Raw genomic sequence first — 25,514 nt, 5'->3', positions numbered from 1 at the left:
CAAAAAGCTATCCGAAGGTATAGCCGTCCCAGCTTACCACCGGAAGAATATTACAGGAAGGTGTGCCGTCGCTGTTAAAAAAAGTGAAAATACATACCGGTTTCCCGCATATCTCCCAGTCGGAAAATAGATACGGTTGGTGATATTATTGAACACCTGGAAGAACATAGTGCCAATGTGTTGCTGAAAGCGATGTTAAAAATAAAAGAGGATTGATTTAAAAGATCAATCCTCTTTTATTTAGCGTGTTATAGCGCTGCTATCTCCACCTCATAATCTGTCGATCCACGTTTTCACTTCCTCCTTTGTTTTCCCTGTTTTCTGCTGGATGCGCCCCAGCAGCTCATCTTCCTTGCCTTCTACATATAACAGGTCATCATCTGTAAGATCAGCATATTGTTGTTTGATCTTTCCTTTTAATTCATTCCAGTTGCCTTTTACTTTAAGGAGAAAGCTGTTGTTTTGAGTGTCCATAGTAAAACAGTTTTTGTGGGTGAGTAATGTTCTTCTGACGATATCTGTCAAATATTACTCCACTGGCTGAGAGGCCTGTTTTAGGGCCTTGTCGTGTGGCAAAGCGGGGAAAAATATGCGCAAACGCGGTGATTTGTAGACAATCTGCTTACCCTTGTGTGCGGGCTGAACCGGAGAGAAAACCGGACCGGTCCAATACCGCTACGGTATGCCGGCAGATGCAGATAAGCCGTTGTTCATCGTCTGTGATCCTGATTTCCCAGATATGGCTGCGGCGGCCCAGGTGTATAGGCGTGGCGGTGCCATGCACATATCCTTCGCGGGCGCTGCGAACGTGATTGGCGTTGATTTCCATGCCCACGCATATTTCTGTAGCGGGATCAATGACGAGGGTAGAGGCTACGCTGCCTGCTGTTTCGGCCAGTGCTACCGAAGCGCCGCCATGGAGGATACCATAGGTCTGCACCGTACGGTGGTCTACCGGCATCCGGATACGCAGGTAGTTATCGCCAACTTCGGTGAATTCCATGCCCAGCTGCTCATTCATGGTGGATTTGCCTCTTGCATTCAGGTCTGCTGGTGTAACGGTGGTGTGCCAGATAGTTGTTGCCATATCAGTCATAACATTTTTTTTGCAAACCGGAAATATAGTAATTTCGGCTCTTACATAACTCCCACCAATATGAAACCTCACAAATTATTATTCGCTACAGGCGTTGCGATATGCCTGTCTCTCCAGATCTACGCCCAGCAAATCACCGGTAATATGCTCAAAGACTGGGAAAGGGCAAAGGAATACACCAAAGAATATCTGGATGTGATGCCGGATAAATCTTATGATCTGAAACCGACCCCGGAAATGCGTTCATTTGCAGAACAGATGTTACACCTGGCAGAAGCCAATTACGGCTTTGCAGCGGCGGCCAGTGGCAGCACCCTGCCTGGAAAACCGGGCGACATGGAAAAAAACAGCGACAAATCCAAAGCGGCGGTGACCAAAACCGTGATGGACAGCTACGACTACGTGATGGACAAAATCAAAGGCCTGACCGATGCACAGCTGGCAGAGAAAATCAAAGTCTTTGGCCGCTTTGAAATGACCCGTGGCGAAGCGCTGAACAAGGATTTTGAACACCAGACACATCACCGCGGACAGACAACGGTATACATCCGTCTCGCCGGCGCTAAACCACCACAGGAGAAACTGTTCTAAGCCGGACTATCCGGTTTGTGGCAATTGGACGATGCCGGTGCCAGCCGATAGTTGTTACTTTGTAAAGGACAAAAACACACAAATGGACTTTTCAATACAACCTACGCTGGAGAACGAGCGGGCCATCCTTTATCCTTTGCAGCAAACCGATTTTGAAGCACTGTATGAAGTGGCGTCAGATCCGCTGGTGTGGGAACAACACCCCAATAAAACCCGCTGGCAACGTCCTGCGTTTCAGAACTATTTCGAAGGGGCCATGCAAAGTGGCGGTGCTTTCCGGATTGTAGACAAGGCCACCGGTAAAACAGCCGGCAGCAGCCGTTTCTACGATTACAACCCATCCGAAAACAGTATCCTCATCGGCTATACGTTTTATGGACGGGAGAGCTGGGGAAAAGGGTTTAATCCTTCCGTAAAAAAACTAATGCTGGACTACATTTTCCAGTACGTAGACAAGGTAATCTTCCATGTAGGGGGCGTGAACATCCGTTCCCAGATAGCGGTGACCAGGCTGGGCGCCCATAAGGTAAAAGAGGAGGAAGTAGCGTATTTCGGCGAACCTTCCCGGCTAAATTTTGTCTACGAATTAAATAAGGCAGACTGGCAGGCGCAGCACCGCTGAGGCTACCGGTCTGCCATTTTATTTGCGCCCCTGATCTCACGCATCCCTTTGCCGTAATACTTTTTCATCATACGGTTCATATGACTGCTGTCCGTAAACCCCAGCTCCAGTGCAATATCCTGCATGGCTGCATCGGTATATATGGCACGGGATTCGGCAATCTTTAACCGTAGTTTCATCACATAATCCTGGAAACGTTCGTTGGCATTACGCCGGAAGTATTCGCTGAAGTAGGTTTCGGCGATATGGAAGTTTTGTGACAGATAGGATACGCTCAGTTTCTCCAGGTCCGTAATGTGGAAGCTGATAAAATTAATCAGGTCCGCAAACCGGCTATCGGTAAAGCGGTGACTACCCAGTTTTTTCTTCTGGATATTGCGGCAAATCACAGCCAGTACCGCTACCAGCGTATTTTGTATGATAAAAGCGGAGCAAATGTCCTGCCTTTTATACTCCTGTAAGATGATGTCCAGCAGGCTTTTTAATTGTGCTTTATCGGCCGGATCTTCCACCAGTTCGCCAGGATGATAATCGTGATGGCCGAAAATAAAATTCAGCCGGCTGAACCAGCTGCTGTAGTCCACCGCATCATGGGGACCGGGCATAAAATAGTTGCCGGTAAACCGCACGAAGAGAAAACGGGTCCGTTCCTTCACTTTATAATAATGGCACTTGGCGGTGGGTAACAGAAAAATACCATTTTGGGTGTAGGGATATTGCATGTGGTTAACCCCCTGGTATCCTGATCCGTTTAACACGTACACCAGTTCAAAGAAGTTGCTTTTCCGGCTTCTTTCCCTCCATTCATCGTATTCTGCGATTTCTACTGCAAAAGAATCATGTAAAAAATCCATGTTGTAAAATTACGGAAATGCACTGCCGGGAAATCCGCTATCCAAGGATTTTACTGTTTTTTCAACGAAGCGTACCGGCGTTTTCCGGGTTGCCGGGACACCTTTGCATCATTACACATCAACCTAAAAAAAGATGAAAGCAATGCAACTGACTGCCTTTGGGGCAGATAACCTGGTGATCGCCGATGTGGCCACCCCCTCCCTTAAAGCCAATGAAGTATTGGTGAATATTAAAGCAGTATCCTTAAACTACCTCGACCTGATTTTGCTGAATGGTACTTTCAACGGGGATTTGGTGTTTCCCTATATCCCCGCGTCGGACGGCGCGGGCGTAGTAACCGCTGTGGGAGCGGATGTAAGCCGCTGGAAACCGGGAGATAAAGTCGTGATCCAGTACGTTCAAAACTGGACCCACGGTAGCATAGACGCTGCGGGTAATGCCGTACGGGTGGCCTGGCAAACACCGGGTGTTTTATCGGAATATACCGCAGTACCGGAGCATGGCCTCGTAAAAATGCCGGCCAATCTGAGTTTTGAAGAAGCGGCTACTTTGCCGATCGCCGCATTGACAGCCTGGTACGGGTTAATAGAACAGGCCGGACTGCGGCCCGGACAAACCGTGCTGACACAAGGCACCGGCGGCGTTTCCCTGTTTGCGCTGCAAATAGCCAAAGCCGCAGGCGCCAAAGTGATCGCAACCACCAGTAGCGAAGCCAAAGCTGCACAACTAAAAGCACTCGGTGCGGACGCTGTTATCAACTACAACCAATATCCTGCCTGGCATGAACAGGTAAAAGCGCTCAACGGCGGCGAAGGGGTGGATATCACCATGGATGTCGTTGGATCGGCCACCATAGGGGAGTCGCTGCTGTCCGTGAAAGAAAATGGTTTTGTTGGCACCGCTGGTTTTATAGCCGGACCGGAACTGCCGCTGGATATTCACCGGCATCGCATCAACCTGAACTTTATTCGTATACAAGGGCTGGCGGTGGGCAGCGTCAGTGCGTTTGCAGCCATGAACCGCGCCATAGAAGTGAATGATATTCACCCGGTAATAGATAGCGTGTATCCGCTGGAACAGACGAGGGAAGCCTATTTACGGCTGGCATCGGGTAAACATGTGGGGAAGATCGTGATCACGCTTTCCTGAAAAAAACTGCCCCGAAGGGCAGCTCTCTGTGTTTTTTAACGGTGTACTTGTTATTTACCAGATTTACTGATAGTAACATCATCCAGGACAATATCCTGTTGACCGGTATTTTTAAAGCAGATACGAACCGTTTTCATATTGTTGCCATACTCTTTACCCGTCTGGAAATGCAGTTGCTGGCGGGTGAAATCGGCTTTTCCGCTTTGTGTTTGCGCAGCAGCCTGTTGTAATTCACCGGTGACCAGTTTCATGTTTTCCACGGTGGTGTACAATGGGCTGTTGCCATTTTGCCAGTAAGTCAACTGGTAGTTGGTATGATTGTTCAGATAGACATATTGTTCCATTTCCTGCCCGGGCTTCAGCAGCAGGCCACGACTGCCATTGCGGCCAGCGGTGAGCGTGCCGTTACCTTCCCAGGGGAGGGCTTTGTTATTGGCGTCAAAGCCGGGATTGGGCAGTTCGTTATTGCCTTCCAGCGGCCACTGGTACCCACGGATATAGTCCACTTCCATGCTCACGGAACCGCCGCCACCATAGGAACCCAGGAACACGTTCATGATGTGGTTCGGTGAATAGATCTGGTGTTTGTCGGTGTAGGCTTTAATCAGCTGGCCGTTGATATAGTGTTTGATGCTGTTGGGTGTCCAGAGGATACCGTGCGTCACCCATTGGTCCTTATGCTCAAAACCTTTGGCGATGTGGGTATTCAGATTATGTACAAACTGGCCTTTGTCATCTACGTGGCCGTGCAGTACAAATTGTGCGTCCAGGTTCTCAAACACATCGATCTCAAACACCTGTCCTTTAGGGCGGATGCCGCTAACGCCATCGAGGGTGGTGCCTTCCTGCAGGTAGTACTTCAGGTCCGGGCCCGGAGAATCAAACCAGTAGGCGGTATTCAGTCCCTGTGGTTTACCGGTGAAGCTGCGTTTAACCCTTACTTCAAAATATCCGCCACGGCTGTTGTCCAGCAGGTTTTCGTTGGTGCGCCAGTCGTACGTCTGGATGGAAGAAATTTTTCTGCCATTGGGGTAGTAGGGCTTTGCCGGCAAGGAGTCGTTGGTGAAGATGTTGATGCTATGGCCGTTCAGCGTGTAGGCCGCTTCGGGTAGCGTACCGTTACGCATCGCTTCCAGGTTGTCTTTCTTCAGGAAATCGATGTTAGAATAATAGGTCGTGTGCCATTTGTTGCGGTCCAGCAGGGAGTCGTTGAATTCATCGTGCCAGAAGATAGCCATGCCTTCCGGAACGGCGGCGGAGCTGGGGATATCCAGCTGACGGGCTTCTGCGGTATCCAGCGTCCACTGCGTAGCCGTGGTCACGTCGCCTGACAATGCTTTGCTGTGCTGGTGGGCATCGATAGCTTCTACCCATACATAGTAACGGGTATCGGCTTTTACCTGCTGAATATAAAAGCGGGTGCTGTTGGCAGGAAGGGTGGCCCCCGGTGTAGCGGGTTTGTGGTTGTTGCCTGACCAATACACCTGGTACCCTGTTTCATTACCGGCTCTATCCTGCCAGTCCACCCTGATCCAGCTGCGGGTACCGGTTAGCCGGAGATTTGCAGGCGCTGTTAAATGTTGCGCCTGCAAACCGGTGGATGTTAAAAACAATAAATAAAACAATCGCTTCATGGTCCTTAGTTATATCCTTCGTTTTGTTTGATGACACCACCACTTTGGGTGATCACCGATCTCGGCAACGGCAGCAATACTTTGTATGGTTGTGCGGTAGTGGAACCGTCGTTGACAGCGCGTTGGATGTAGAGGTTCCAGCGGATCAGGTCATCTTTTCTCCAGCCTTCGCCCCAGAGTTCAAACAGGCGTTCGTCCTGTATTTTGGCGAGGAAGTCAGCTTTGGAGAGGTTAGCGAGGGGAGCTAATCCTGCTCTGGCTCTTACCGCATTGATCGCGTCATAAGCCTGCTGGTTGGGGGCGCCGTTGGCTTCGTTGATGCTTTCAGCCAGCATCAGCAGTACGTCCGCATACCGGTAGATCGGGAAATCCACCGCGCTGTTTTGTGCGTTGGTGCGGGACGGGTCCGGACCGAATTTCACCGGGATAGCGCCCAGTGCGCCGGAGGTGCGGGCGTTTTTATAGATCACTTTACCAGTGGCATCTTTGCCAACAGGATAGGATTCCAGCAGTACTTTCAGCCTTTTATCGCTTTTATCAAATTTATCGTAGCTGGACCAGGGCATTTTATAACCGCCCCAGGCAGTCAGCGGAATACCGGTAGAGTCCTGGTAATCTGCTGGCAGGGCGTGTGCCAGCCACATGTTGGAGTACTGATCGCCGCCAAAAGCCGAGCAAACAACTGCCAGAATCATCTCCGTAGAGGCGCCGCCTTTGCTGGCGGTAGTGAAGTTGTTTTCGTAGTTGGGTAACAGGGAGTAACCCATCTGTGTCAGCTGTTGACCGGTAGTCACCGCATCGGTCCATCTTTTCTCATGCATATACAGTTTCATGAGACCGGTGAGAGCCGCTGCTTTGGAGAAGCGGCCATAATCAGTACCGGTAAATTTGTCGGGCAATACAGCGGCTGCTTCTTTATAGTCCTTTTCAATCTGCGCTACCACTACGTCTTTCGTAGGGCGGGGAACATAAGGCGCATTCGGATCGAGGGCTACTTTAGCATCGGTGATGATGGTAAAAGGGCCATAGTTAAAGTAGAGCAATTGTGCATAGTGTGCTCTCAGTGCTTTGAGTTCACCGATATATCTTTTCCGCATATCCTCCTGAACGTTCAGGGTTTGCATCTTGTCAAGGGCAATGGTGATGCGGGAGATAAAAGGCGTATAACGTTCGTAGTTATGTGTTACCCAGCCGAAATCCGGCGTATAGTTGAGATTACGCAGGGGAATCCAGTCGCCACCCCAGGAGCAAACGCCTTCGTCGGTGGTCATCATGGCCTGTGTGCGCCAGGCGTAGGTGCCGGCATCCCAGCCGCCTTGCCAGTCGGGGCCGCCGGCCAGACCGGTATAAGCGGCGTTAACGAGGGCCACGGCGCCTTCTGTAGTATTTACCACATCGGCGAGGTTGCCGTAGGTAGTGTATTGCAGATCTTTTTCACATGCGCTGAAAGCCGCAAGGCCGCCCAGCAAAATGAGTTTATGATATATGTTTCTCATGATTGTCCGGTTAAATGATTAAAAGGATACGTTGACACCAAAGACATAACTTTTTACCAGCGGGTAGAAGTTGTCGGGATTCAGTTCCGGGTCCAGACCTGGGTATTTGGTGATCGTAAACGGATTTTGTACATCGAAGGAGAACCTTACACCAGAGAATACCTTTTGTTTTTCCAGTACTTTTTCCGGCAAGGCATATCCCAGGGTAATGTTGCGGCAACGCAGGAAGGAAGCGTCTGCCAGCCAGTAGCTGGAGGCATTCTGGTACCGGGAATAGGAGCCGTCTGTCAAAGCAGTGGGGAAGTTGCCATTGGGATTCTGGAATGACCAGCGGTCAGATGACACGGGCATCGCGTTGAAACCAAACTGGCCGGTAACCGCTTCGTTGATTCTGCCGGAGAGGTAAGGAGACCATTTTTTCTGTACCAGTCCGGAGAAGAAAATGCTCAGGTCAAAGTTTTTGTAGGTAAACTGATTACCGATACCAAAGTTAAAGCGGGGATCACCGTTAGCCAGGTACGTTTTGTCGGCATCTGTGATAGTACCATCGGGGCTGGTGAGATTGCCGTTACTATCGTAGCCATGGATATCTTCCAGGATAAGACCGCCGGGGAGCATACCAGGCATATGGGCAGGAGCGGAACCTTTATCTCCTTTGTAGAAACCAGTAGCGATGTAACCAAAGATAGGATTAAACAGCGCACCGCCGCCGGTTGCATTTTCATAACGTGGTAATACCGCCATAGCTGCCGGCGAACGCTTCACCCAGTAGTTGAGGTAATGGGAGAAGTTTACGCTGGTAGACCAGGAGAAGTTTTTGGTAACAATGTTTTTGCTGTGCAGGGAGATCTCATAACCGGTAGACCGGGTCTGTCCGGCATTCGTGATGGAGCTGTCCAGAATGAAGCCGGTGGGATTTCTTACGTAGGCGATCAGGTTACGGATGTCTTTACGGAAGTAGTCCACAGAGCCGGAGAGGCGGTTGTTAAAGAATCCGAAGTCGATGCCTGCATTCAGTTCTCCTGCTGTTTCCCAGGTAAGATTAGGATTGGCAGAGCGAGTCATGATGAGGCCTGAGTTGACGTTACCCGCGCCAAAATAAGGGCTTAAGGCGGAGCTGTATACTTCGTTGGCCGCAGCGCCGAAAGCACTGTTACCGGTTTCACCGTAACCTGCCCGTATTTTCAGGAAGGAGAGCGGAGTGAATCCTTTCAGGAAAGCTTCATCAGAGAGTACCCAGCCGGCAGATACACCAGGGAAATATCCCCATTTTTTATTAGGCGCAAATACAGAAGAACCATCGCGGCGGATAGATGCCTGCAAGGTAATGTTGCCTCTGTAGGTATAGATGGCACGTGCAAAGTAGGATGCCCAAACGGTTTCCGCTTTACCGGAACCTACGAGCGGTTTCGCCGCCTGCCCGCCATTCAGGTTATAATATTGGGAGATGTCAGAGAGGAAGCCCTGATTGCCAGCCACTAAATTTTCCGAACCTGATTTCTGGTAGCTGTAGCCAGCAACTGCGCTCAGGTTATGTTTTTCCGAGAATGTTTTATTATAGGCCAGGGTATATTCCAGCAGGCTGGAAGTAGCATCTGATTGGGCGATGTTCGCTGAGCCATTTACCTGGTTGCCGAAAGAAAATGTCCGGGGCAGGTAGGTAGAGCGTTTAGTATTAGCGTTATCATAGCTGAAACGTACATTGGCTTTCAGTTCCGGGATGATGGTCCATTCTCCGTAAGCGCTGGTAAGTACGCGGGTGTTTTTAGTCAGGTCAGTGATGGTACCGTAAGACAATGGGTTAGGAATACTGGGATAATAAGGACTGGTAGGGTAGCTGCCATCGGGCAGTTGCAGTGGTTGTACCGGGGCCCAGTAAATCGCAGAAGTGATGATACCACCATTTTCATTGGCGCCACCAGTGAAGGTATTGTGTGCCGCAGAATTGGACAGGATCATGCTTCCGCCTATTTTAATCTTATCGGAGATCACCTGGTCGAGGCTCAGGCGGCCGTTATAACGTTTAAAGTCGGTACCTATGATCACTCCTTTCTGATCGTAGTAGTTACCGGAAGCATAGTAGGTGGTTTTACCATTGCCACCGGACACGGCTACGTTATGTTGTTGGGTATAGCCGCCACGAGTGATCGCATCGGTAGCCTTTTCGGTGTTGGAATAGGCAGAGTCGATCTGACGCTGGGAATAGATAGGAATGAGCGGATCGGTTACGGTAGCACGATCAACAGTACCGTAGTAAGGTGCGACCTTATTTTTACGAACCCATAATTCTTCATTAAACAGGTTGCGTTGTTTCATGTAGTCCGCAGCACCATACACCGGGTACATTTTGTCTACGTTCTGGAAACCATAGGAACCAGTATATTCCACTTTAGGTTTGCCGCTGGTTCCTTTTTTGGTGGTGATCAGCACTACCCCGGCGCCGGCACGGGCACCGTAGATGGAGGCCGCACTCGCGTCTTTCAGGAACTCGATGGAGGCAATATCGTTTGGATTGATGAAGTTGAGCGGAGATTTATCCACGCCACCCTGATCGTTTACACCGTATTTAGAACCGGATACCGGAGGAGTGGCCGCATCCATAATCGGCACGCCATCTATCACGTACAGTACGCCGGCATTGGCGAAAGAAGGGTTGCTTCTGATCTGTACTTTGATACCGGCGCCGGGCTGACCGGTCGTTTGTACTACCTGTACGCCGGAAGCCTTACCCTGTAAAGCGCTCTGGAAGTTGGAACTGGCGGTGATGTCGAGGTCTTTACCTTTTACGCTGGTGACAGCGCCGGTCAGGTTCTTTTGTTTTACTGCGCCATAACCAATTACTACTACGTCTGACAGGCTGTTGGTAGCCTTTTTCAGGCGGATGTCCAGGCTGGTTTGACCGGTATAGGTGATTTCCTGTGTTTCAAAACCGATAGAACGAACGAGGATCACATCGCCTTTGTTGAGGCTGAGGGAGAAGCTGCCATCGGCTTTGGTGATGGCGCCTTTCTGGGTACCTTTTACCACTATGCTCACGAAAGGCAGCGGGGTACCGTCGCTATCGAGGATTTTACCGGTTACGTCGGTCAGCGGATTGACAGGTGCTGTCACCGCTTTTTTGCGTACCGTTACTTCCTTGCCATCGATTACGTAGGAGAGGGGTTGGTCTTCAAAAATAATTTTCAGCGCTTCCGCCAGGGGAACATCCGTGAGATTGACATTCACCGGTTTGGCGGTGTTAATATGATCTTTAACGTAGAAAAAGTTGTAGCCTGTCTGACTTCTCAGTTTATGGATGACCGTCACCAATGAAGCGTTTTTCTCAGAAAGATTTACTTTCTGCGCGTTGGCGGCAGCACTAAAGCTGATAAATGCCGTAAGCAGTAATGTGGTCGCAATCCGCATGACAACGAAGATTTTGGAAGGCCGGCAATAGGACGCCCTGCCTCCTTTGTGAAGAAGGTTTAATATCATACCTTTACTGGGTTTGGTTTTAAGTTTGATGTTTGTTTTTTCGGTGCGCGAAAAAATGATTTTGATTGAAACCTGACATCCGAACGTGGAAGTGTTGCATCACTTTCACGTTTTTTATGTAAGGTTGGAGCAAACGTGTTTACTTCATTGGCGTGGATTTAAAGTTCACTGTTAAATAGTTGTTCTCGTTACTGTCTCGTCATTGTTCACAATCGTGGTCAATACTTGCTTACATATATTTTTTTGTTGGCTATATGGAATTTTAATAATCCTGCTTTTTCTATTGTACTTAATACTTTCGACACGTTTTCAAACCGGGAGATGGTGCCTTCCATTTCGTTGGTCGGAATATCTCCTTCATATACTACTTCCATATCATACCAGCGGGCTATTTTCCGCATAACCTGGTAGATGTTTTCATCGTTGAATTCGAAGTATCCGTTTTTCCAGGCGATGATGCCGTCAGTATTTACCGTCACTACCTTCAGCGGGCTGTTTTTACCGCTGATCGCTTGTTGTCCGGGCTTCAGTACCTGTGCGTCGTTGATCTTAACAGCGCCCTGCAGCAGGGTGGTTTTAGCCAGCGGCTCGTCAGCGTAGTTGTTGACATTAAAGCTGGTACCAAGTACCTGTATTTGCTGGTTGTTGGTGCGTACTTTAAAGGGGCGGGCCGGATCGCCGGCTACTTCAAAGTAGGCTTCCCCGTTCACTTCCACGCTGCGTTCGCCCCGTTGGGCAAAGGATGCCGGGAAGGTGAGGGTGGTAGCGGCGTTGAGCCATACCTTTGTTCCGTCCGACAGGGTGATCTGGTATTGTTCGCCCCGGGCTGTGCTGAGGGTGTTATATTGTACCGTGACGGCGTCGTTTCCCCCGTGGTATGCCAGGGAGCCGTCGGCCGTTTTGGTCACTTCTGCGCCGTCCTGGTCTGCCAGTTTACCGGCCTGGGTATCGGAGAGCAGTATCTTTTTGCCGTTGGCCAGCGTAAGGGTTGCCGAGTTTTTGCCTGCCGTGGCGTCGTTAGCGGGCTTTGCCTGCATGGCTACCGGTATCTGAGGGCGGTAGTTTTGCTGGTACAGGAAAAAGCCGCCGGCCAGAATGCCGGTCAGGGCTGCAGCTGCTGCCAGGCGCCAGGGAAAGAGGTTTTGCCGGGACATACCCGTTTGCCGGTGGATATTTTTCAGTATCCGGGCCTCCCGGGCAGACACGTCGCCGATATCCGGCTGACCGGCCTGCCGGGCGTCGCACCAGGCGCTGTACACCGCGAGATCTTCATCTGTGGCGGTATTGGCCGCTATTCGTTCTACAATATCTGCGATACGTGATTGGTCCATGGAATACTTGTTCAATCTATTAAGGGACATGAGGGAAGGCTTCCCCCCAAAGCGGATAAAAAAAAATTATAACAACAGGAAAGAGAGCATTTTTTTGCTCAGGTCTGACCGGAGTTTTTTCAGTGCGATGGTGATCTGGTTTTCGACCGTTTTTTCGGAGATGCCCATACGGGCGGCAATCTCTTTGTTGGAGAGGTGTTGTACCCGGCTCAGCTGGAATATTTCCCGGGCACGGTCAGGGAGGGTTTCGGTAAATTCATTGATCACCCTTTTTAGTTCTTTGGCCTCAAAATCTTCCTCTATACAGGTAATAGCGGGTAACTCCACATGAGCGGCCAGGATGGCGGCGCGGCGGCGGGAAGTCTGGATAATACGGGCCAGCCGGTATTTAACGGCAGCCATCAGGTATCCTTTCAGGGAGGTGATTTCAAGGGTGGCGCGGTTTTCCCACAACCATACAAATATCTCCTGCACGGCATCACTGCACTCTTCTTCATTGTTCAGGATATTCCAGGCGTATTGGTACAATAACCGGAAATACCGGGTGTATACCTCGTTAAAAGCCTGTACCTTTCCTTCCTTTAATAAAGGTAGCAATGCTGCATCACTAAACGCGTTATAGTCCCTCATATCGTAATAAAACCTCCGGCAGTGCCCAACGCCAAATTTGCGTTTTTTTTACGAATGGAGCAAACGGGGGTATTTAGATATTTAGATATTTTGAAATTTTGATATTGGATTTACAGCGATCAGGATTTTTTCAGGAAAATGAGGTTAGAATCTGACGGTAAAATTTAAATTATATTTGTTGCTCTTTATTTCATCCAGCGAAAAATAACAGCAAAATGGCCAAAACAACAACAGGAGGGGCAGGTATACAACAGTCCGGTTTTGATTTCCTGCAAGCTTTAAAAAAGCATAATAACCGGGAATGGTTCAACGCCCACAAGGAAGATTATCTCCTGGAGCTGAAACAAATGGAAACCTTTGCCGACGGATTACTGGCAGACCTCTCCACCCACGACGTGATTGAAACCGCTTCCGGTAAACAAAGTCTTTACCGCATTTACCGCGATACCCGTTTTTCCGCAGATAAAACACCTTACAAAACCTATTGGAGCGGCAGCTTCCGGCGCGCTACCCAATATCGCCGGGGTGGTTACTATTTCCATATAGAGCAGGGCGCCAGCATGATTGGCGGCGGTTTCTTCGCACCGGTAGCCGACGATCTTAAAAAGATCCGCGATGACATTGCTTTTGACCCGGCGCCGCTACGCAAAATCCTCAACAGTAAATCTTTTAAGTCCACCTTTGGTGCCCTGGAAGGGGAACAGCTTAAAAAAGCGCCCCGTGGCTACGATCCTGAGCATGAAGGGGTGGACCTGCTGCGTTTCAAACAGTTCCTGCTGATCCGGCGCTTTACCGACGAAGAAGTCCTGTCGCCGCAGTTCCGCAAGGAGGCGGGCAAAACTTTTGCCGCGATGCGTCCTTTCTTCGATTATATGAGCGAAGTATTATCTACAGATTCCAACGGATTATAACAAGTCGTTTATGCACAACATTGAACCATTAGCACCGGAGATCGAACAACGGGTGCGCGACAGCTTCGTCCGCCAGAAAATGATGGCCCTGTATGGCGCCACCATGACCGGTATCGGTAAAGGCTATGTCGAAATCAGTATGCCGCCCAGCGATATTGCGCTCCGGCCATCGGGCATCTTTCATGGCAGCGCTATCGCAGGATTGACCGATGTGGTGGCAGGGTATTGCGCCGCCACTATCCCGGTAGAAGATCCCTATTTTGTAACGGTGGAATTTAAGATCAACTTCCTCAACCAGGCCAAAGGTGAACTGCTGGTAGGGCAGGGGAAAACGATCAAAGCCGGCGCTACCCTCACGATCGTACAAACAGATATCTATACCCGTACCGGTGAGCGCGAACTCCACGTAGCCACCGCACTGGTTACTATGATGAAGATTAATAAACGTTAACCATGGAAATCACTACTATCGGCACTTTCATTCCTTATTACGATAAGATCCGCGAACGTACCAAAAGGCTGCTCGCCGTGGTGCCCCCCGATTCGCTGGACTGGGCCTATATGCCCGGTAAGTTCACTATCGGCGATGAAATCCGGCATATTGCTACGATAGAACGGTATATGTTCGCTGAAACAGTAGCTGGCCGTCCCAGTAGTTACAGCGGCTGTGGTAAAGATCTGGCCGACGGATACGATGCCGTGATGGCTTACTTCGATCAGTTGCATGAAGAATCGATGAACATTTTCAGGGCGCTGAGTGAGGAAGACCTGCAACGGAAATGCACCACACCGGGTAATGCCACCATGCCGGTATGGAAATGGTTGCGTGCCATGGTGGAACATGAAATCCATCACCGGGCGCAGTTGTATATTTACCTGAATATGATCGGAGTGAAAACACCGCCGATGTTTGGGTTGAGTGCAGAAGAAGTGGCGGCGCAAAGTGTTAAGTAAAGCAAATATAATTTTGAAAAAATCAGGTACCTAAGAAGGCATATGTACGTTATAGTAGCATAAAAGATGATACGCCGGATGGGTTTGCAGAAAGTTACGAGTGTCCCATCTTATTAAATGACTACTATAAATAAAGGGTATGAATAAAAAGGGAAAAGAGGTACTGTTACCAGATGAAACTGTGATGAGCAAAATATTGTTAATCAGAGGAAAGAGAGTAATGATTGATAAAGACCTGGCAGATTTGTATTGTGTTCCGACCAAACGATTAAATGAACAGGTAAAACGTAATCTAAAACGTTTCCCGGAAGATTTTATGTTTCAGTTGACAGTGGAAGAAAAAGAGGAGGTGGTCGCAAAATGCGACCACCTCCATGCGTTGAAATTCTCGCCTAACATGCCATATGCTTTTACTGAGCATGGAGCGGTAATGTTAGCCAGTGCATTGAATAGTGATCGGGCTATCGCAGTTAACATTCAGATTGTCCGTATTTTCATCCGTATGCGGGAAATGATACTAACACATAAAGACATACTATTAAAGATTGAGCAGATAGAAAAACGAGTTTCCGACCATGACGAACAGATGGCACTTGTTTTTGAATATGTGAAACAGTTGCTGAGCTCTCCGCAAGAACCACGTGTAAAGATAGGGTTTACCCGGCATTAGTCCCCTCTGGGTCGATGGTACCATCCACAGTTTAAAGCCGTTTTGGGTTCTGTCCCTGGCCCAGGACTGGTAATTGAGTTTTCCGGCAGGTGTGGCGTTGGGGAATAGCTCTTTTAATAATAAGAAGAGAATCAAATACCGCCATCTTTTTTCCTTTCAAAACAACTCATCCAGCAGCACATAATACTCCACCCTTTCCTCATCCCTTTCTATCCCCAGCATGTCAAAAAACAACCCGGCATAATCATCTGATCCAAAATTATGCTTCAACGATCGTACGCATAAAGCGATGTCCTGATAGGCGTCTGCAATACCTGCTCCGCCTATATCAATGAAGCCACTGACCCTGCCCTGGTTCCCAAAAATATTCGGCAGACAATAATCGCCATGTGTAAACACCGGTGTGAACTGTGCGGGTTGGTGAGCGATGAGATAATCCAGCAGCGCCTGCGGAGCCGTAAAGCGGTGATTGGTTTCCCAGTCGGAGGTATCAACGAGGCCCTGTTGTATATTACGTGCGGCGGCTTCCAGTTTGTGTTCCAGCCGGTTGTCGAAAGGGCAGTCTGCGATGGGAACAGCGGATAATAATTTAATTCCATCGGCCAGCAATTTGACGGTAAGCTCCGGATTATCGAGGAAGTGAGCGGCGCAGAGCATGTCTCCTTCCATGGCGGTGGTGAGGAGGTAATCAGTATCATCGTGAGTGCCGAAATACAGGATAGCGGGAACGGGCAGCTTATCCTGGAGCCAGGTAAGGACTGCGTATTCGCCGTGCAGTCCTTGTCCGCTGGGTTGTGTTTTCAGGTAAAACACGCTGTGGTCGCTGGTATACCGGTATACGCCGGCAGCCGAATAACCAATGGTGACGGTCTCGGGTTGCATGTCTGTCAGCAGATGAGCCAGTGCTGTAGGGAGGTTGGGCATGGGTTCCTTTTTGATGTTGCTATAAAAATAGGAATTAATATTTTGCCCTGCGCTTGGATATGTAGAAGGCTTTTCTTTATTTTTATGGCTAAACCTTTCATGTTTGAAGCAGTTGCCGGATACCGCGTTGTTGGAGCGTATGCAGGCATATAATGACAGAGCCGCCTTTGATGAACTGTATCACCGGTACTGGGAACAGCTTTATGTGGCCGCATATGCCAGATTACAGCAGGATGCAGATGCCAAAGATTGTCTGCAGGAAGTTTTCGTTTCCCTATGGCATAAACGCCGGGAACTACGGATCCAGGGTCCATTGGGGCCATACTTGCACGTAGCGCTGAAATACCGGGTACTCAATCATCTCCGTAGTCATCATAATTACCAGAAACACCTCGATATCCTTTCTGCTATTCCACCGGCGATATTTGACCGGGCGGATGACCGGCTGGCATTGGCTGAAATCCAGCAGATCATTGAACAAACCATTGCTGCCCTGCCGGAAAAAACGCGTCAGGTATATGTGCTGAGCCGGCAGGAAGAGCTGACCGTCCGCGAAATGGCCGACCAGCTGGGTGTTTCCCAGCAAACGGTCAAAAACCAGCTTACCACGGCACTCAAACGCCTCAAAGAAGCCCTTCAGCGGTTTAAATAAACTCATCCAAAAAAAATTTCTCCCCGCTTTAGTACCATCCTTTTTGACCGGTGTCATTATATCAGAAAACGGTTAAACGTGCACGATCAGGAAAAAATAAAACAGATCATCACACGGCTCGAAACCGGCACCTGTACTCCACAAGAACTGGAATGGCTGCATGAATGGTATCAATCCCAGGAAATGCACGCTGCCACAGCGTTCCGTAATGAAGCCCACCGGCAGCAACTCCGGACGGACATGTTGCAACACATCCACGATCAGTTGGATGCGGTTCCTGCTGTGGCTACGGAAGAGAAGGTCGTGCCTTTCTATAAAAAGTGGTGGGCCGCCGCCAGCCTACTGCTGGTCATTACTACAGCTGCTGCCTGGTTATGGCACGACTATCAACAGCAACATACCCTGCTGCTGGTGGAAGTCGGTCCCGGCCAGCAACAGCAACTTACCCTGCCGGATAGCTCCACCGTGTGGCTTAACGCAGGCGCAAAACTCCGCTATCCCCGCAGTTTCGGAAAGGTGAGAACGGTGGAACTGGAAGGAGAAGGGTTCTTTGATATACAACCGGACACACGCCGCCCGTTTGAAGTACATACACAGGAACTGAATGTACAGGTATTGGGTACCTCATTCGATGTGAAAGCGTATAATACGCTGGATGAAACACAGGTAACCGTGAAAACGGGCATGGTAAAGGTATTACATCATCAAACAGGACTCGATGTATTAAGTGCCAACGATCAATTGACCTATAGCCGCGCTGCGCAACAATATATGAAGTCGAAGGTCGAAAACGACCAGATCAATGAATGGGCCAGCGGTATGATCAGCCTCTCACAAGCCAGCTTCGCGGAAGTGGCGCTAACACTGGAAAACCAGTATGGGGTGCGCATCCGGTACAACCCGGCAGAAATGAAGGCCTATGAATATACGCTGAGATGCAGCAAGCAACTGTCGGTAATACAGGTGCTGGACATCATCAGCAGCATACATCCGATACAATATGATATAAAAGACAACGATATTACCATTCACCGTAAAAATTAATGTAGCACCAAGGAGGATGCACTTGCCTTTGACAACCGGGATGAACGAAGCGGAATCATCCCTGGGACCGCTATGACCATATGTGTACAAAAAAACCGCGCCTGTTGCAGCAGACACGGTTTGAATCATACAGTATTTGTATGCATTTAGTAAAACACTAAAAATCAACCAAAGATATGCAAAAATTGCTTTCGCTAACGTATATACGGAGCTTAGTGAAATGGAGCGTTGCGTTCTCAGTGGTCTCACTGGGAAATATCAGCTTCCTTGCTCCACAGGTATATAGTCAGTCTACTCAGCCGGTTATTACCGCTGCTTTTGAAAATGAAACGCTCGCCTCCTGTCTCAAAAAGCTGGAACGCAGTCACCACCTGTCTTTCGGATATGATAGCCAGGAACTATCCCAATACCGGATCGAGAAACAACAATTTACCAACGAGCCACTGGATAAGGTTTTAACCACACTGCTCAAAAAAACAGGATTTGTTTATCAAGCTAAAAACGGCGTTTACCTGATCGTTAAACAAGCGACGATGCAGGCAGCACTTACGCCGTCGACCGGTAAGATCCGCGGCCGTATTACCGATGCAACGACCAATACACCGGTACCAGGTGTAACCGTTCGCGTAGCGGGACATAAATATTATGCCGTCTCCAACCCCGAAGGCGAATACGAACTGGTATTGCCTCCCGGTGATTATTCCCTTCAATATTCTTTTATCGGCTACCAGGAAGAAGTAAAACCGGCTGTAAAGGTAGTTCCCGCTACCGTAGCAGCAGTGCCCGTAAAACTGATAGTGAAAGCTTCGCGTTTAACCGAGACCGTAGTCATCGGCTACGGTGTACAGGAACGCCGTAGTTTGCTGGGCTCAGTGTCCAGCCTCAAGGTGAGTGAGTTGCCCGGCCAGCAACCGCTTTCTGTGGATGAAGCGATGGTAGGCAAACTGCCGGGCGTTTTCATCGCGCCCTCCAGCGGTGTGCCGGGCGCTGCCAGCAATATCACCATCCGGGGTATCAGTACGCTTAACGCCAACGGCAACACGCCGTTGATCGTGGTGGATGGGGTACCTATTTATGGTATAGACCCCAACGTGAATACGGTGGATTATAATAAAGGCTCCTCCCAGGGCGTAGCCTTCGGTGGCAACCAGGTAGCAAACGACTACCGGCAGCCTACCACTTTTGAAAAAAATCCGCTGGCCACCCTGAACCCGGATGATATTGAATCCATCGAAGTGCTGAAAGATGCCTATTCTACTGCTATCTACGGCTCCCGTGGTTCTGGTGGCGTGATCCTCATCACCACGAAAAAAGGTAAAAGAGGCAATGCCCGTGTTGATGTACAGCTGGGCGCTTCTACCAGCGCCCCCCGCAAACTGCCGTCGTTGTTGACGGGAGACCAGTATGCAGATTTCTACAACCGGGTGTTCAAAGTGAAAGACTCCATCAGCGCGATCGGTAACCCTTTTTACCGTCCGCTTAATTATACATTCCCGAAAGGTGTCAATACCAACTGGCTGGATAATGTAGTCAGGAATGCTACCGGTAGCGATGCCAACATCGCTTTAAGCGGTGGTACGGAAAAAAGCAACTATTTTGTCAGCCTGGGATATGATAAACAACAGTCCTATATCGTTAATAACGATTTCACCCGCTACCAGGGCCGCGTGAACTTCGATAACCAGATGACCAAATCCCTGAAAGTGGGCGTGAGTATGTCTTTAAACCAGGCTAACAATAACTCGCTCAACGCGCAGGAAGTGTATCGTGGCGCTATACAGAAAGCGCCTAATATCGGTATCTACGACAGCACCGGCGGCTACAACTGGCGTTTCGGTAATAACCCTACCGGGCCGGAAGATGTCTTTAACCCGGTAGCCAAAGCCACTACCGGTAAAAACTACTCCATCGATAACCGTGTGCTGGGCAATGCTTTTGCCGATCTGAAACTGCGTTCCTGGCTTAGTTTGCACTCCGATTTTGGCGTAGATTGGATTAACTCCCGCGCTTACAGCCGTTCAATAGACCGGCCCAAAATGCCCGGTGGCAACGCTACCGAAACACAGCAACAACTCCGTAAATGGGTGACCAACAACCGCCTCGACATCAACAAAGCGTTTGATGGCGGTCATGCGATCAGTGCTATGCTGGGCCAGAGCTACGAAACATCGGTGGAAGACGCTACCACTATCTCCGGTGATGGTTTCCTGAACAATGAAATGCTTAGTATTTCTACCGCCAAAAATAAAAAAGTAGGGAGCTCCCTGACGCAGCAATGGGCACAGGTGTCCTTCCTGGGAAGGATCAACTATGAATACATGCATCGTTACCTGGTAGGTGTTACCTATCGTATGGATGGCTCTTCCCGTTTCTCCGCCAACCACCGTTATGTAGGCTTCCCTTCCTTCGCGCTGGGCTGGATACCCAGTGAAGAATCTTTCCTGAAAGGCAGCAAACTGATAGAACAACTGAAAATACGGGGTAGTGTAGGCTTCACCGGTAGTGACGGTGGCAACGGCTACTACGGTAACCAGGGCCAGTATGTAATAGATGTGTACGGAGCCTCTTACGGCAGCGTGTCCGCTATCAACGTAAAACAACCAGCCAACCCTAACCTGCAATGGGAACGCACCACCACCTGGAACGCCGGTATGGACATCAGTCTGCTGAAAGGCCGCATAACGGCCACACTGGACTATTACAGGAGACAGACTTCCAATGCGATCCTGAACTCCATGCTGCCGTATTTTATGGGCTTCTCCCTGCAGAAACAAAACCTGGCCGATCTCAGCAATAACGGCGTGGAATTCAGCTTCACCAGCCAGAATATCGTCCGGAGAGATTTCAGCTGGACCACCAACTTCAACATCTCCGGTAACAGGAATAAAATCATCCGGCTGCATAAAATCAGCGAGGACCAGCTGGCTTACCAGAATGAAATTGATGGTGGCCGCTTCTGGCGCGTAGGACACTCTGCAACGGCCTTTTACCTCTATGATTGGGCGGGTGTGAACCCGGATAATGGTCAGCCGCTCTGGCGCGACAATGCCGGCAAAACGTCTGAAACACCTATACAGCAACAGTACCCGGGTACACCGTTCGTACACCGCGCCTACATGGGCGACGCTATGCCGACTGTATTCGGTGGCATGGGTAACACTATTGCCTATAAAGACCTGGAGCTGAACTGCTTCTTTTCATTCTCCGCCGGCAATAAAATGTTCAACGGCGCTAAAGCAGCCCAATTCAGTTACCTGGGCAGTTCATCGGCTGGCGCTAACGTGTACAACCTTTCCCCGGAGCTGTTGAATTACTGGCAGTATCCCGGTCAGCAAACGGATATCCCGGCGTTGATCAACAAGTCCAACATGGCATCCGCCGGTTTCGGCACTTCTTACGATTATACCCTCAGCCGCCAGAGTTCCCGCTTCCTCGAAGATGCGTCGTTTATCAAGCTGAGAAGTCTTACGCTCGCCTATAATTTCACCCGTATGCTGAAACATTTGCAGACCGTGAAATCACTGCGTGTATTCGTAGAGGGTAATAACCTGCTGATCCTGACCAACTACTCCGGTCTGGACCCTGAAGTGAGCGCCTATGGTTCTTCTGCGCTGAATATGGGCTACGATGAGTTGACCATGCCATCGCCACGGACCTGGAGAGTAGGTATTAAAGCATCTTTTTAAAATGAGGTTTATGAAAAGATATTCCTGTTATATATATGCCTGTTTGCTGTTGATGATATCTGCAGCCTGTAACCGGCAACTGGACCTGAAACCGGAAGGCACCATGGTGGAAGCTGACCTGTTGAAAAATAAACAGACCACCGAAAATTTCCTGGCAGGCACTTATCTGCAACTGATGAAGTCCTGCGCCGGCAATACTTATCTTTTCGGAGATGTGACCGGCAATGTGGTGAGCAGCTCCAACCAGAACCTGATCAAAGGCACGATAGATCCGCGTGACGGCAACTATGACGCAATGTGGTCTGTTCCTTATGCCACTATTAACCAGGCGAATGTGATCATCACACAACTGCAGAAATATGCTGAATTTGATATAGCCATACAGCAACAATTCATCGCAGAAGCAAAGTTTATCCGTGCCCTCGGGCACCTGACCCTGCTGCAGCTATATGGTGATGGCGCCCTGCAGGGAAAACCCAATAATATGGGCATTCCCCTGATGATGCAATCCTTCGATGGATATGACGGCTCCCAGGACAAAGCCCGTAATACCAACGAGGAAGTATATACGCAGATACTCAAAGACCTCGATGAGGCCATCGCGGTGTTGCCCGAAACCAGAACCAACCCGGTAGACCAGGCCAGCCGCGCTACCAAAGGCGCGGCCGCTGCACTGGCTGCCAGGGCATGTATGTATAAACAAGACTATGCAAAAGCTGCCGTTTATGCAAACGTAGTCCTGTCCGGACAACGTTACAACCTCCAGCCTTCTTTCCTGGCCTTGTGGCCCGACAATGCCACCGGCAATGGTAAATACGCACTCAGCAGCGAAATCATATTCGCCTTCCCGGAAAGCTGGAATGCGACCATTTACGGTGATCACGGTATATTTTATGCCTACTATCCGCCACTGCCGGACTTCCTGGCGATTTATGAAGCTAAAGACGAACGGCTCACGGATTTAAAAACCGCTACCGGCAAAATGCGCAAATTCACCGATCCTAAAAACATGGACAACGTGAACATCATCCGCCTTCCGGAAGTGATGCTGACCGCAGCAGAGGCGCTGGCGCAGACTTCCGGCGTGAACCCTGCTTCCGTAGACCTGCTCAACAAAGTATACGCCAGGGCCTATACGAAAAACCCGGTACCCAAAGTATACACCGTGGCAGATTTCACCAGCAAACAACAACTGGTAGACCGCATCCTGCTGGAACGCAAACGGGAACTGGCCTTTGAAGGTTTTGCCCGCTTCGATGCCATCCGCAGCGGTAAACAGCCTAATCCGCAACTGCCGGCCAACCGCTATGCCATGCCGATACCTCAACGGGAAATCGATATCACCGGCGGCCTGATTGTGCAGAACCCCGGATATGTGCAATAACATCAACGATTAAACGATAAACCATGAAAAAAATCATCATCACCCTTTCAGGAGCCTGCCTGGCACTCGGCGCTCTGGCCCAATCGGGACAGCAGATCACCCTGCGGGGCGACATCAGCGGAGACCTGAAAGGACACAACAAAATGTTCATCTATACCCGTACCTACAAAGACTCCACCGTCATTGAAAACGGGCATTATACATTTAAAATTCCTTTTGAAGGTCCGGTATTCATGATGCTCCTGCCGCAGTATGTACAGGCCGAACGCCAGATGTATGTGCCCTATGGTGTGTTGATGGATAAACCCACTACGTATACCGTTACCAGTGATATCAGCAAAGGGATGAACGCCTCTACCGTCAAAGGTTCTGAAGCGCCGGAGTTATACCAGACCTATAACAGGGAGAAAGCGGGTACCTGGAAAATTATCAGTGAAACGCTGAAAAAGGAATTCGGTACTGTATGGATGGATGAAAAAAATCCACAGTACGAAGCCTTTGAGAAAAGACAAGGCGAGCTGCAACAACAGCACCTGCTGCCTTTGCTGCAAAAACTGATAAAGGGCCATCCGAACTCTTATGCGTCCGCATTCAGCCTGAACGATGCCCGGCAGATCGCCACGGTGGAGCAACAGGACCGGCTATACGCTATGCTCTCCAAAGAGATGAAGTCGACTAAAGAGGCAAAAGAATTCCATCAGTTCACCGATGGTATCCGTAATTCTGCCGTAGGCAAACAGGTAAAGGATTTCAATTTGCCTGACCCGCAGGGGAAGATGGTGTCCTTCAGCAGCCTGAAAGGGAAATACGTGCTGATCGATTTTTGGGCCAGCTGGTGCGCGCCCTGCCGTAAGTCTTTCCCGCATATGCGCGAAGTATACCAGCAGTACAAAGACCAGAACTTTGTCATCTACAGCATCTCCATCGATAAAAGCAAAGCCGACTGGTTAAAAGCCGTGGGAGAGGAGAACAATCCCTGGCAACAGGCGCTGGATAATATCAATATCGCTGGTAGCGGATTTGCGATCACAGGCGTACCCACCACTTACCTGATTTCTCCCGAAGGGAAAATCCTCATGAAGGAAATTGGTTTCGATGAGAGCGGTAACGGTCATATCGAAAAGAAACTGGCATCGCTGTTCGGTAGTGCAATGCCTAAAAAGGAAGAAAAGAAAGCAGCCGTGGGTACTGCCACCAAAGCAGTTCCCATGTTACCTATGCAATAATATCATAAACCATCTGTATGAGAAAAAAGCAACATCCATGGTTGTTGGCCTTACTTGCCGCTTCCATCGCACTGCCGGCGGCAGCGCAAACAAAACGGTATATCACCGTGAGCGGGAAAATTAAATTTCCTCCGTCAAAAGAGCAGCAGGAGAAATTTCCTTTCCGCGTACAAAAACAGGTAGGAGACGACCGTATCACCATAGACACTATTCACCTGAAACCGGATGGTTCCTATAGCATCAAGGTAGACGCTACCCGGCCACAGTTCTATATCCTGAACGAATTTGAAGAAGACCGCCTGACTTTTTGGGCGAATAAAGAAAACCTGCAGATCGATTTCAGGGGAATAGATACCGCGGTCATGAAAATCAAAAATCCGCCGTACGTATACATCCATGGCAGCGAGGAGAATAACCTGGTCAACCAGGTGAATTTTATTTCCTATCGTAATTACCAGCAGATGATACAAAACGGCCGTTTGCAATACCAGGCTTCCCTGGCGAAAGATACCGCATTGGAGCGTGTGTTGCAGGGCCAATACGACTGGCTGAGCGATGATATGGGAGAGCGGATAAAACTGCTCGTCAAAATGTATCCCAATACGCCGGTGTTGTTATATGCACTGGACTACCTGCATCCCCGGAAGGATAAGGAGTTGATCAATACGGAACTGGCGAAGCTGGTAAAAAAATACCCCTATCTCGAAGAGGCTAAACGAAAACAGGCGGATCTTGTAAAAGCAGAAGAGATAGCCCGCAAAACCGGTATTGGCGCCACGGCGATGAACTTCACCCAGAACAACGTGAGCGGTAAAGCAGTACAGCTGAAGGATTATCGTGGTAAATACGTGTTGCTTGATTTCTGGGCCAGCTGGTGCGGTCCCTGCCGGCAGGAAAATCCGAACGTGCTGGATAACTACGAGAAGTACCACGGCAAAGGATTGGAAATACTGGCCGTATCACTGGATGATAAAAAGGATGCCTGGGTAAAAGCCATCAAAGACGACGGCCTTACCTGGGAACATGTCAGCGATCTGAAAGGCTGGAAAAACGAGGTAGCGAAAGAATACAATATCCGCGCGGTGCCCAGCAATTTCCTGATAGACAAAGAAGGGAAAATTGTAGCGGTAAATCTGCGGGGAGAAGCGCTGACAAAAAAACTGGAAGAGATATTTGGTAAATAGT

At 49.5% G+C, this 25,514-nt stretch carries 22 protein-coding genes; 13 read left to right on the top strand and 9 right to left on the bottom strand.

Annotation, left to right across the window (positions count from 1 at the left end):
* Window positions 1-270 precede the first annotated feature (270 nt).
* Both ICL07_RS02400 and ICL07_RS02395 read right to left on the bottom strand, forming a co-directional pair.
* A complete protein-coding gene (locus tag ICL07_RS02400; protein WP_188086349.1) occupies window positions 271-474 on the bottom strand; it encodes a CsbD family protein in 204 nt (67 codons plus the stop codon).
* A 148-nt stretch (window positions 475-622) separates the two neighbouring features.
* Window positions 623-1,087 carry a hotdog fold thioesterase gene (locus tag ICL07_RS02395; protein ID WP_188086348.1) on the bottom strand — a complete coding sequence of 155 codons (465 nt, stop codon included), beginning with the start codon at window positions 1,085-1,087 and terminating at the stop codon, window positions 623-625.
* A gap of 69 nt (window positions 1,088-1,156) precedes the next feature.
* Here ICL07_RS02395 and ICL07_RS02390 point away from each other — a divergent pair, with 69 nt between their 5' ends.
* Both ICL07_RS02390 and ICL07_RS02385 read left to right on the top strand, forming a co-directional pair.
* Window positions 1,157-1,687 (top strand): DinB family protein, encoded by a 531-nt coding sequence (locus ICL07_RS02390; RefSeq protein WP_188086347.1) that lies wholly within the window; start codon window positions 1,157-1,159, stop codon window positions 1,685-1,687.
* Window positions 1,688-1,769: 82 nt separating this feature from the next.
* A complete protein-coding gene (locus ICL07_RS02385) occupies window positions 1,770-2,309 on the top strand; it encodes a GNAT family N-acetyltransferase (RefSeq protein WP_188086346.1) in 540 nt (179 codons plus the stop codon).
* Window positions 2,310-2,311: 2 nt separating this feature from the next.
* Here ICL07_RS02385 and ICL07_RS02380 read toward each other — a convergent pair whose 3' ends face one another.
* Complete coding sequence (locus ICL07_RS02380) at window positions 2,312-3,163, bottom strand: helix-turn-helix domain-containing protein (RefSeq protein ID WP_188086345.1); 852 nt, start codon at window positions 3,161-3,163, stop codon at window positions 2,312-2,314.
* 133 nt (window positions 3,164-3,296) lie between these two features.
* Between ICL07_RS02380 and ICL07_RS02375 the strand changes: the two genes are divergently transcribed.
* Complete coding sequence (locus ICL07_RS02375; protein ID WP_188086344.1) at window positions 3,297-4,313, top strand: zinc-dependent alcohol dehydrogenase family protein; 1,017 nt, start codon at window positions 3,297-3,299, stop codon at window positions 4,311-4,313.
* Window positions 4,314-4,363: 50 nt separating this feature from the next.
* Here ICL07_RS02375 and ICL07_RS02370 read toward each other — a convergent pair whose 3' ends face one another.
* From ICL07_RS02370 to ICL07_RS02350, 5 genes are all read right to left on the bottom strand, one after another.
* Entirely contained in the window at window positions 4,364-5,947 is a 1,584-nt protein-coding gene (locus ICL07_RS02370) for a fibronectin type III domain-containing protein (RefSeq protein ID WP_188086343.1), read from the bottom strand.
* 5 nt (window positions 5,948-5,952) lie between these two features.
* A complete protein-coding gene (locus tag ICL07_RS02365) occupies window positions 5,953-7,443 on the bottom strand; it encodes a RagB/SusD family nutrient uptake outer membrane protein (protein WP_188086342.1) in 1,491 nt (496 codons plus the stop codon).
* Window positions 7,444-7,461: 18 nt separating this feature from the next.
* Window positions 7,462-10,917, bottom strand: a complete 3,456-nt coding sequence (locus tag ICL07_RS02360; RefSeq protein ID WP_188086341.1) for a TonB-dependent receptor — start codon at window positions 10,915-10,917, stop codon at window positions 7,462-7,464.
* Between the two features lie 218 nt (window positions 10,918-11,135).
* A complete protein-coding gene (locus ICL07_RS02355; protein WP_188086340.1) occupies window positions 11,136-12,248 on the bottom strand; it encodes a FecR family protein in 1,113 nt (370 codons plus the stop codon).
* Between the two features lie 66 nt (window positions 12,249-12,314).
* Entirely contained in the window at window positions 12,315-12,878 is a 564-nt protein-coding gene (locus ICL07_RS02350; RefSeq protein ID WP_188086339.1) for an RNA polymerase sigma-70 factor, read from the bottom strand.
* A 215-nt stretch (window positions 12,879-13,093) separates the two neighbouring features.
* Here ICL07_RS02350 and ICL07_RS02345 point away from each other — a divergent pair, with 215 nt between their 5' ends.
* The 4 genes from ICL07_RS02345 to ICL07_RS02330 all read left to right on the top strand — a co-directional run bounded on the left by ICL07_RS02345 (window position 13,094) and on the right by ICL07_RS02330 (window position 15,413).
* The gene (locus ICL07_RS02345) at window positions 13,094-13,789 is read left to right on the top strand and encodes a DUF2461 domain-containing protein (RefSeq protein WP_188086338.1); all 696 of its coding nucleotides are present in this window, start codon (window positions 13,094-13,096) and stop codon (window positions 13,787-13,789) included.
* A gap of 10 nt (window positions 13,790-13,799) precedes the next feature.
* Window positions 13,800-14,240 carry a PaaI family thioesterase gene (locus tag ICL07_RS02340; protein WP_188086337.1) on the top strand — a complete coding sequence of 147 codons (441 nt, stop codon included), beginning with the start codon at window positions 13,800-13,802 and terminating at the stop codon, window positions 14,238-14,240.
* Window positions 14,241-14,242: 2 nt separating this feature from the next.
* Complete coding sequence (locus ICL07_RS02335) at window positions 14,243-14,743, top strand: DinB family protein (RefSeq protein WP_188086336.1); 501 nt, start codon at window positions 14,243-14,245, stop codon at window positions 14,741-14,743.
* Between the two features lie 139 nt (window positions 14,744-14,882).
* On the top strand, window positions 14,883-15,413 hold the full coding sequence (locus ICL07_RS02330; protein ID WP_188086335.1) for an ORF6N domain-containing protein: 531 nt from the start codon (window positions 14,883-14,885) through the stop codon (window positions 15,411-15,413).
* Window positions 15,414-15,569: 156 nt separating this feature from the next.
* Here the strand turns inward: ICL07_RS02330 and ICL07_RS02325 are convergent, their stop codons facing one another.
* Window positions 15,570-16,337 carry an APH(3') family aminoglycoside O-phosphotransferase gene (locus ICL07_RS02325; protein WP_188086334.1) on the bottom strand — a complete coding sequence of 256 codons (768 nt, stop codon included), beginning with the start codon at window positions 16,335-16,337 and terminating at the stop codon, window positions 15,570-15,572.
* 103 nt (window positions 16,338-16,440) lie between these two features.
* Between ICL07_RS02325 and ICL07_RS02320 the strand changes: the two genes are divergently transcribed.
* The 6 genes from ICL07_RS02320 to ICL07_RS02295 all read left to right on the top strand — a co-directional run bounded on the left by ICL07_RS02320 (window position 16,441) and on the right by ICL07_RS02295 (window position 25,513).
* Window positions 16,441-16,989 (top strand): RNA polymerase sigma factor, encoded by a 549-nt coding sequence (locus ICL07_RS02320; RefSeq protein ID WP_188086333.1) that lies wholly within the window; start codon window positions 16,441-16,443, stop codon window positions 16,987-16,989.
* Between the two features lie 78 nt (window positions 16,990-17,067).
* Window positions 17,068-18,033, top strand: a complete 966-nt coding sequence (locus tag ICL07_RS02315; protein ID WP_188086332.1) for a FecR domain-containing protein — start codon at window positions 17,068-17,070, stop codon at window positions 18,031-18,033.
* Window positions 18,034-18,209: 176 nt separating this feature from the next.
* A complete protein-coding gene (locus ICL07_RS02310; RefSeq protein WP_188086331.1) occupies window positions 18,210-21,719 on the top strand; it encodes a SusC/RagA family TonB-linked outer membrane protein in 3,510 nt (1,169 codons plus the stop codon).
* A gap of 10 nt (window positions 21,720-21,729) precedes the next feature.
* Entirely contained in the window at window positions 21,730-23,103 is a 1,374-nt protein-coding gene (locus ICL07_RS02305; protein ID WP_188086330.1) for a RagB/SusD family nutrient uptake outer membrane protein, read from the top strand.
* 23 nt (window positions 23,104-23,126) lie between these two features.
* Complete coding sequence (locus tag ICL07_RS02300; protein WP_188086329.1) at window positions 23,127-24,329, top strand: TlpA disulfide reductase family protein; 1,203 nt, start codon at window positions 23,127-23,129, stop codon at window positions 24,327-24,329.
* A 17-nt stretch (window positions 24,330-24,346) separates the two neighbouring features.
* On the top strand, window positions 24,347-25,513 hold the full coding sequence (locus ICL07_RS02295; protein WP_246484960.1) for a peroxiredoxin family protein: 1,167 nt from the start codon (window positions 24,347-24,349) through the stop codon (window positions 25,511-25,513).
* Window position 25,514: the final 1 nt, after the last annotated feature.

This window comes from Chitinophaga qingshengii (genome assembly GCF_014529935.1).
Classification (GTDB): domain Bacteria; phylum Bacteroidota; class Bacteroidia; order Chitinophagales; family Chitinophagaceae; genus Chitinophaga; species Chitinophaga qingshengii.
Note: the sequence above shows the minus strand (reverse complement) of the source record. Positions and strands in the feature narration are given on the sequence as shown.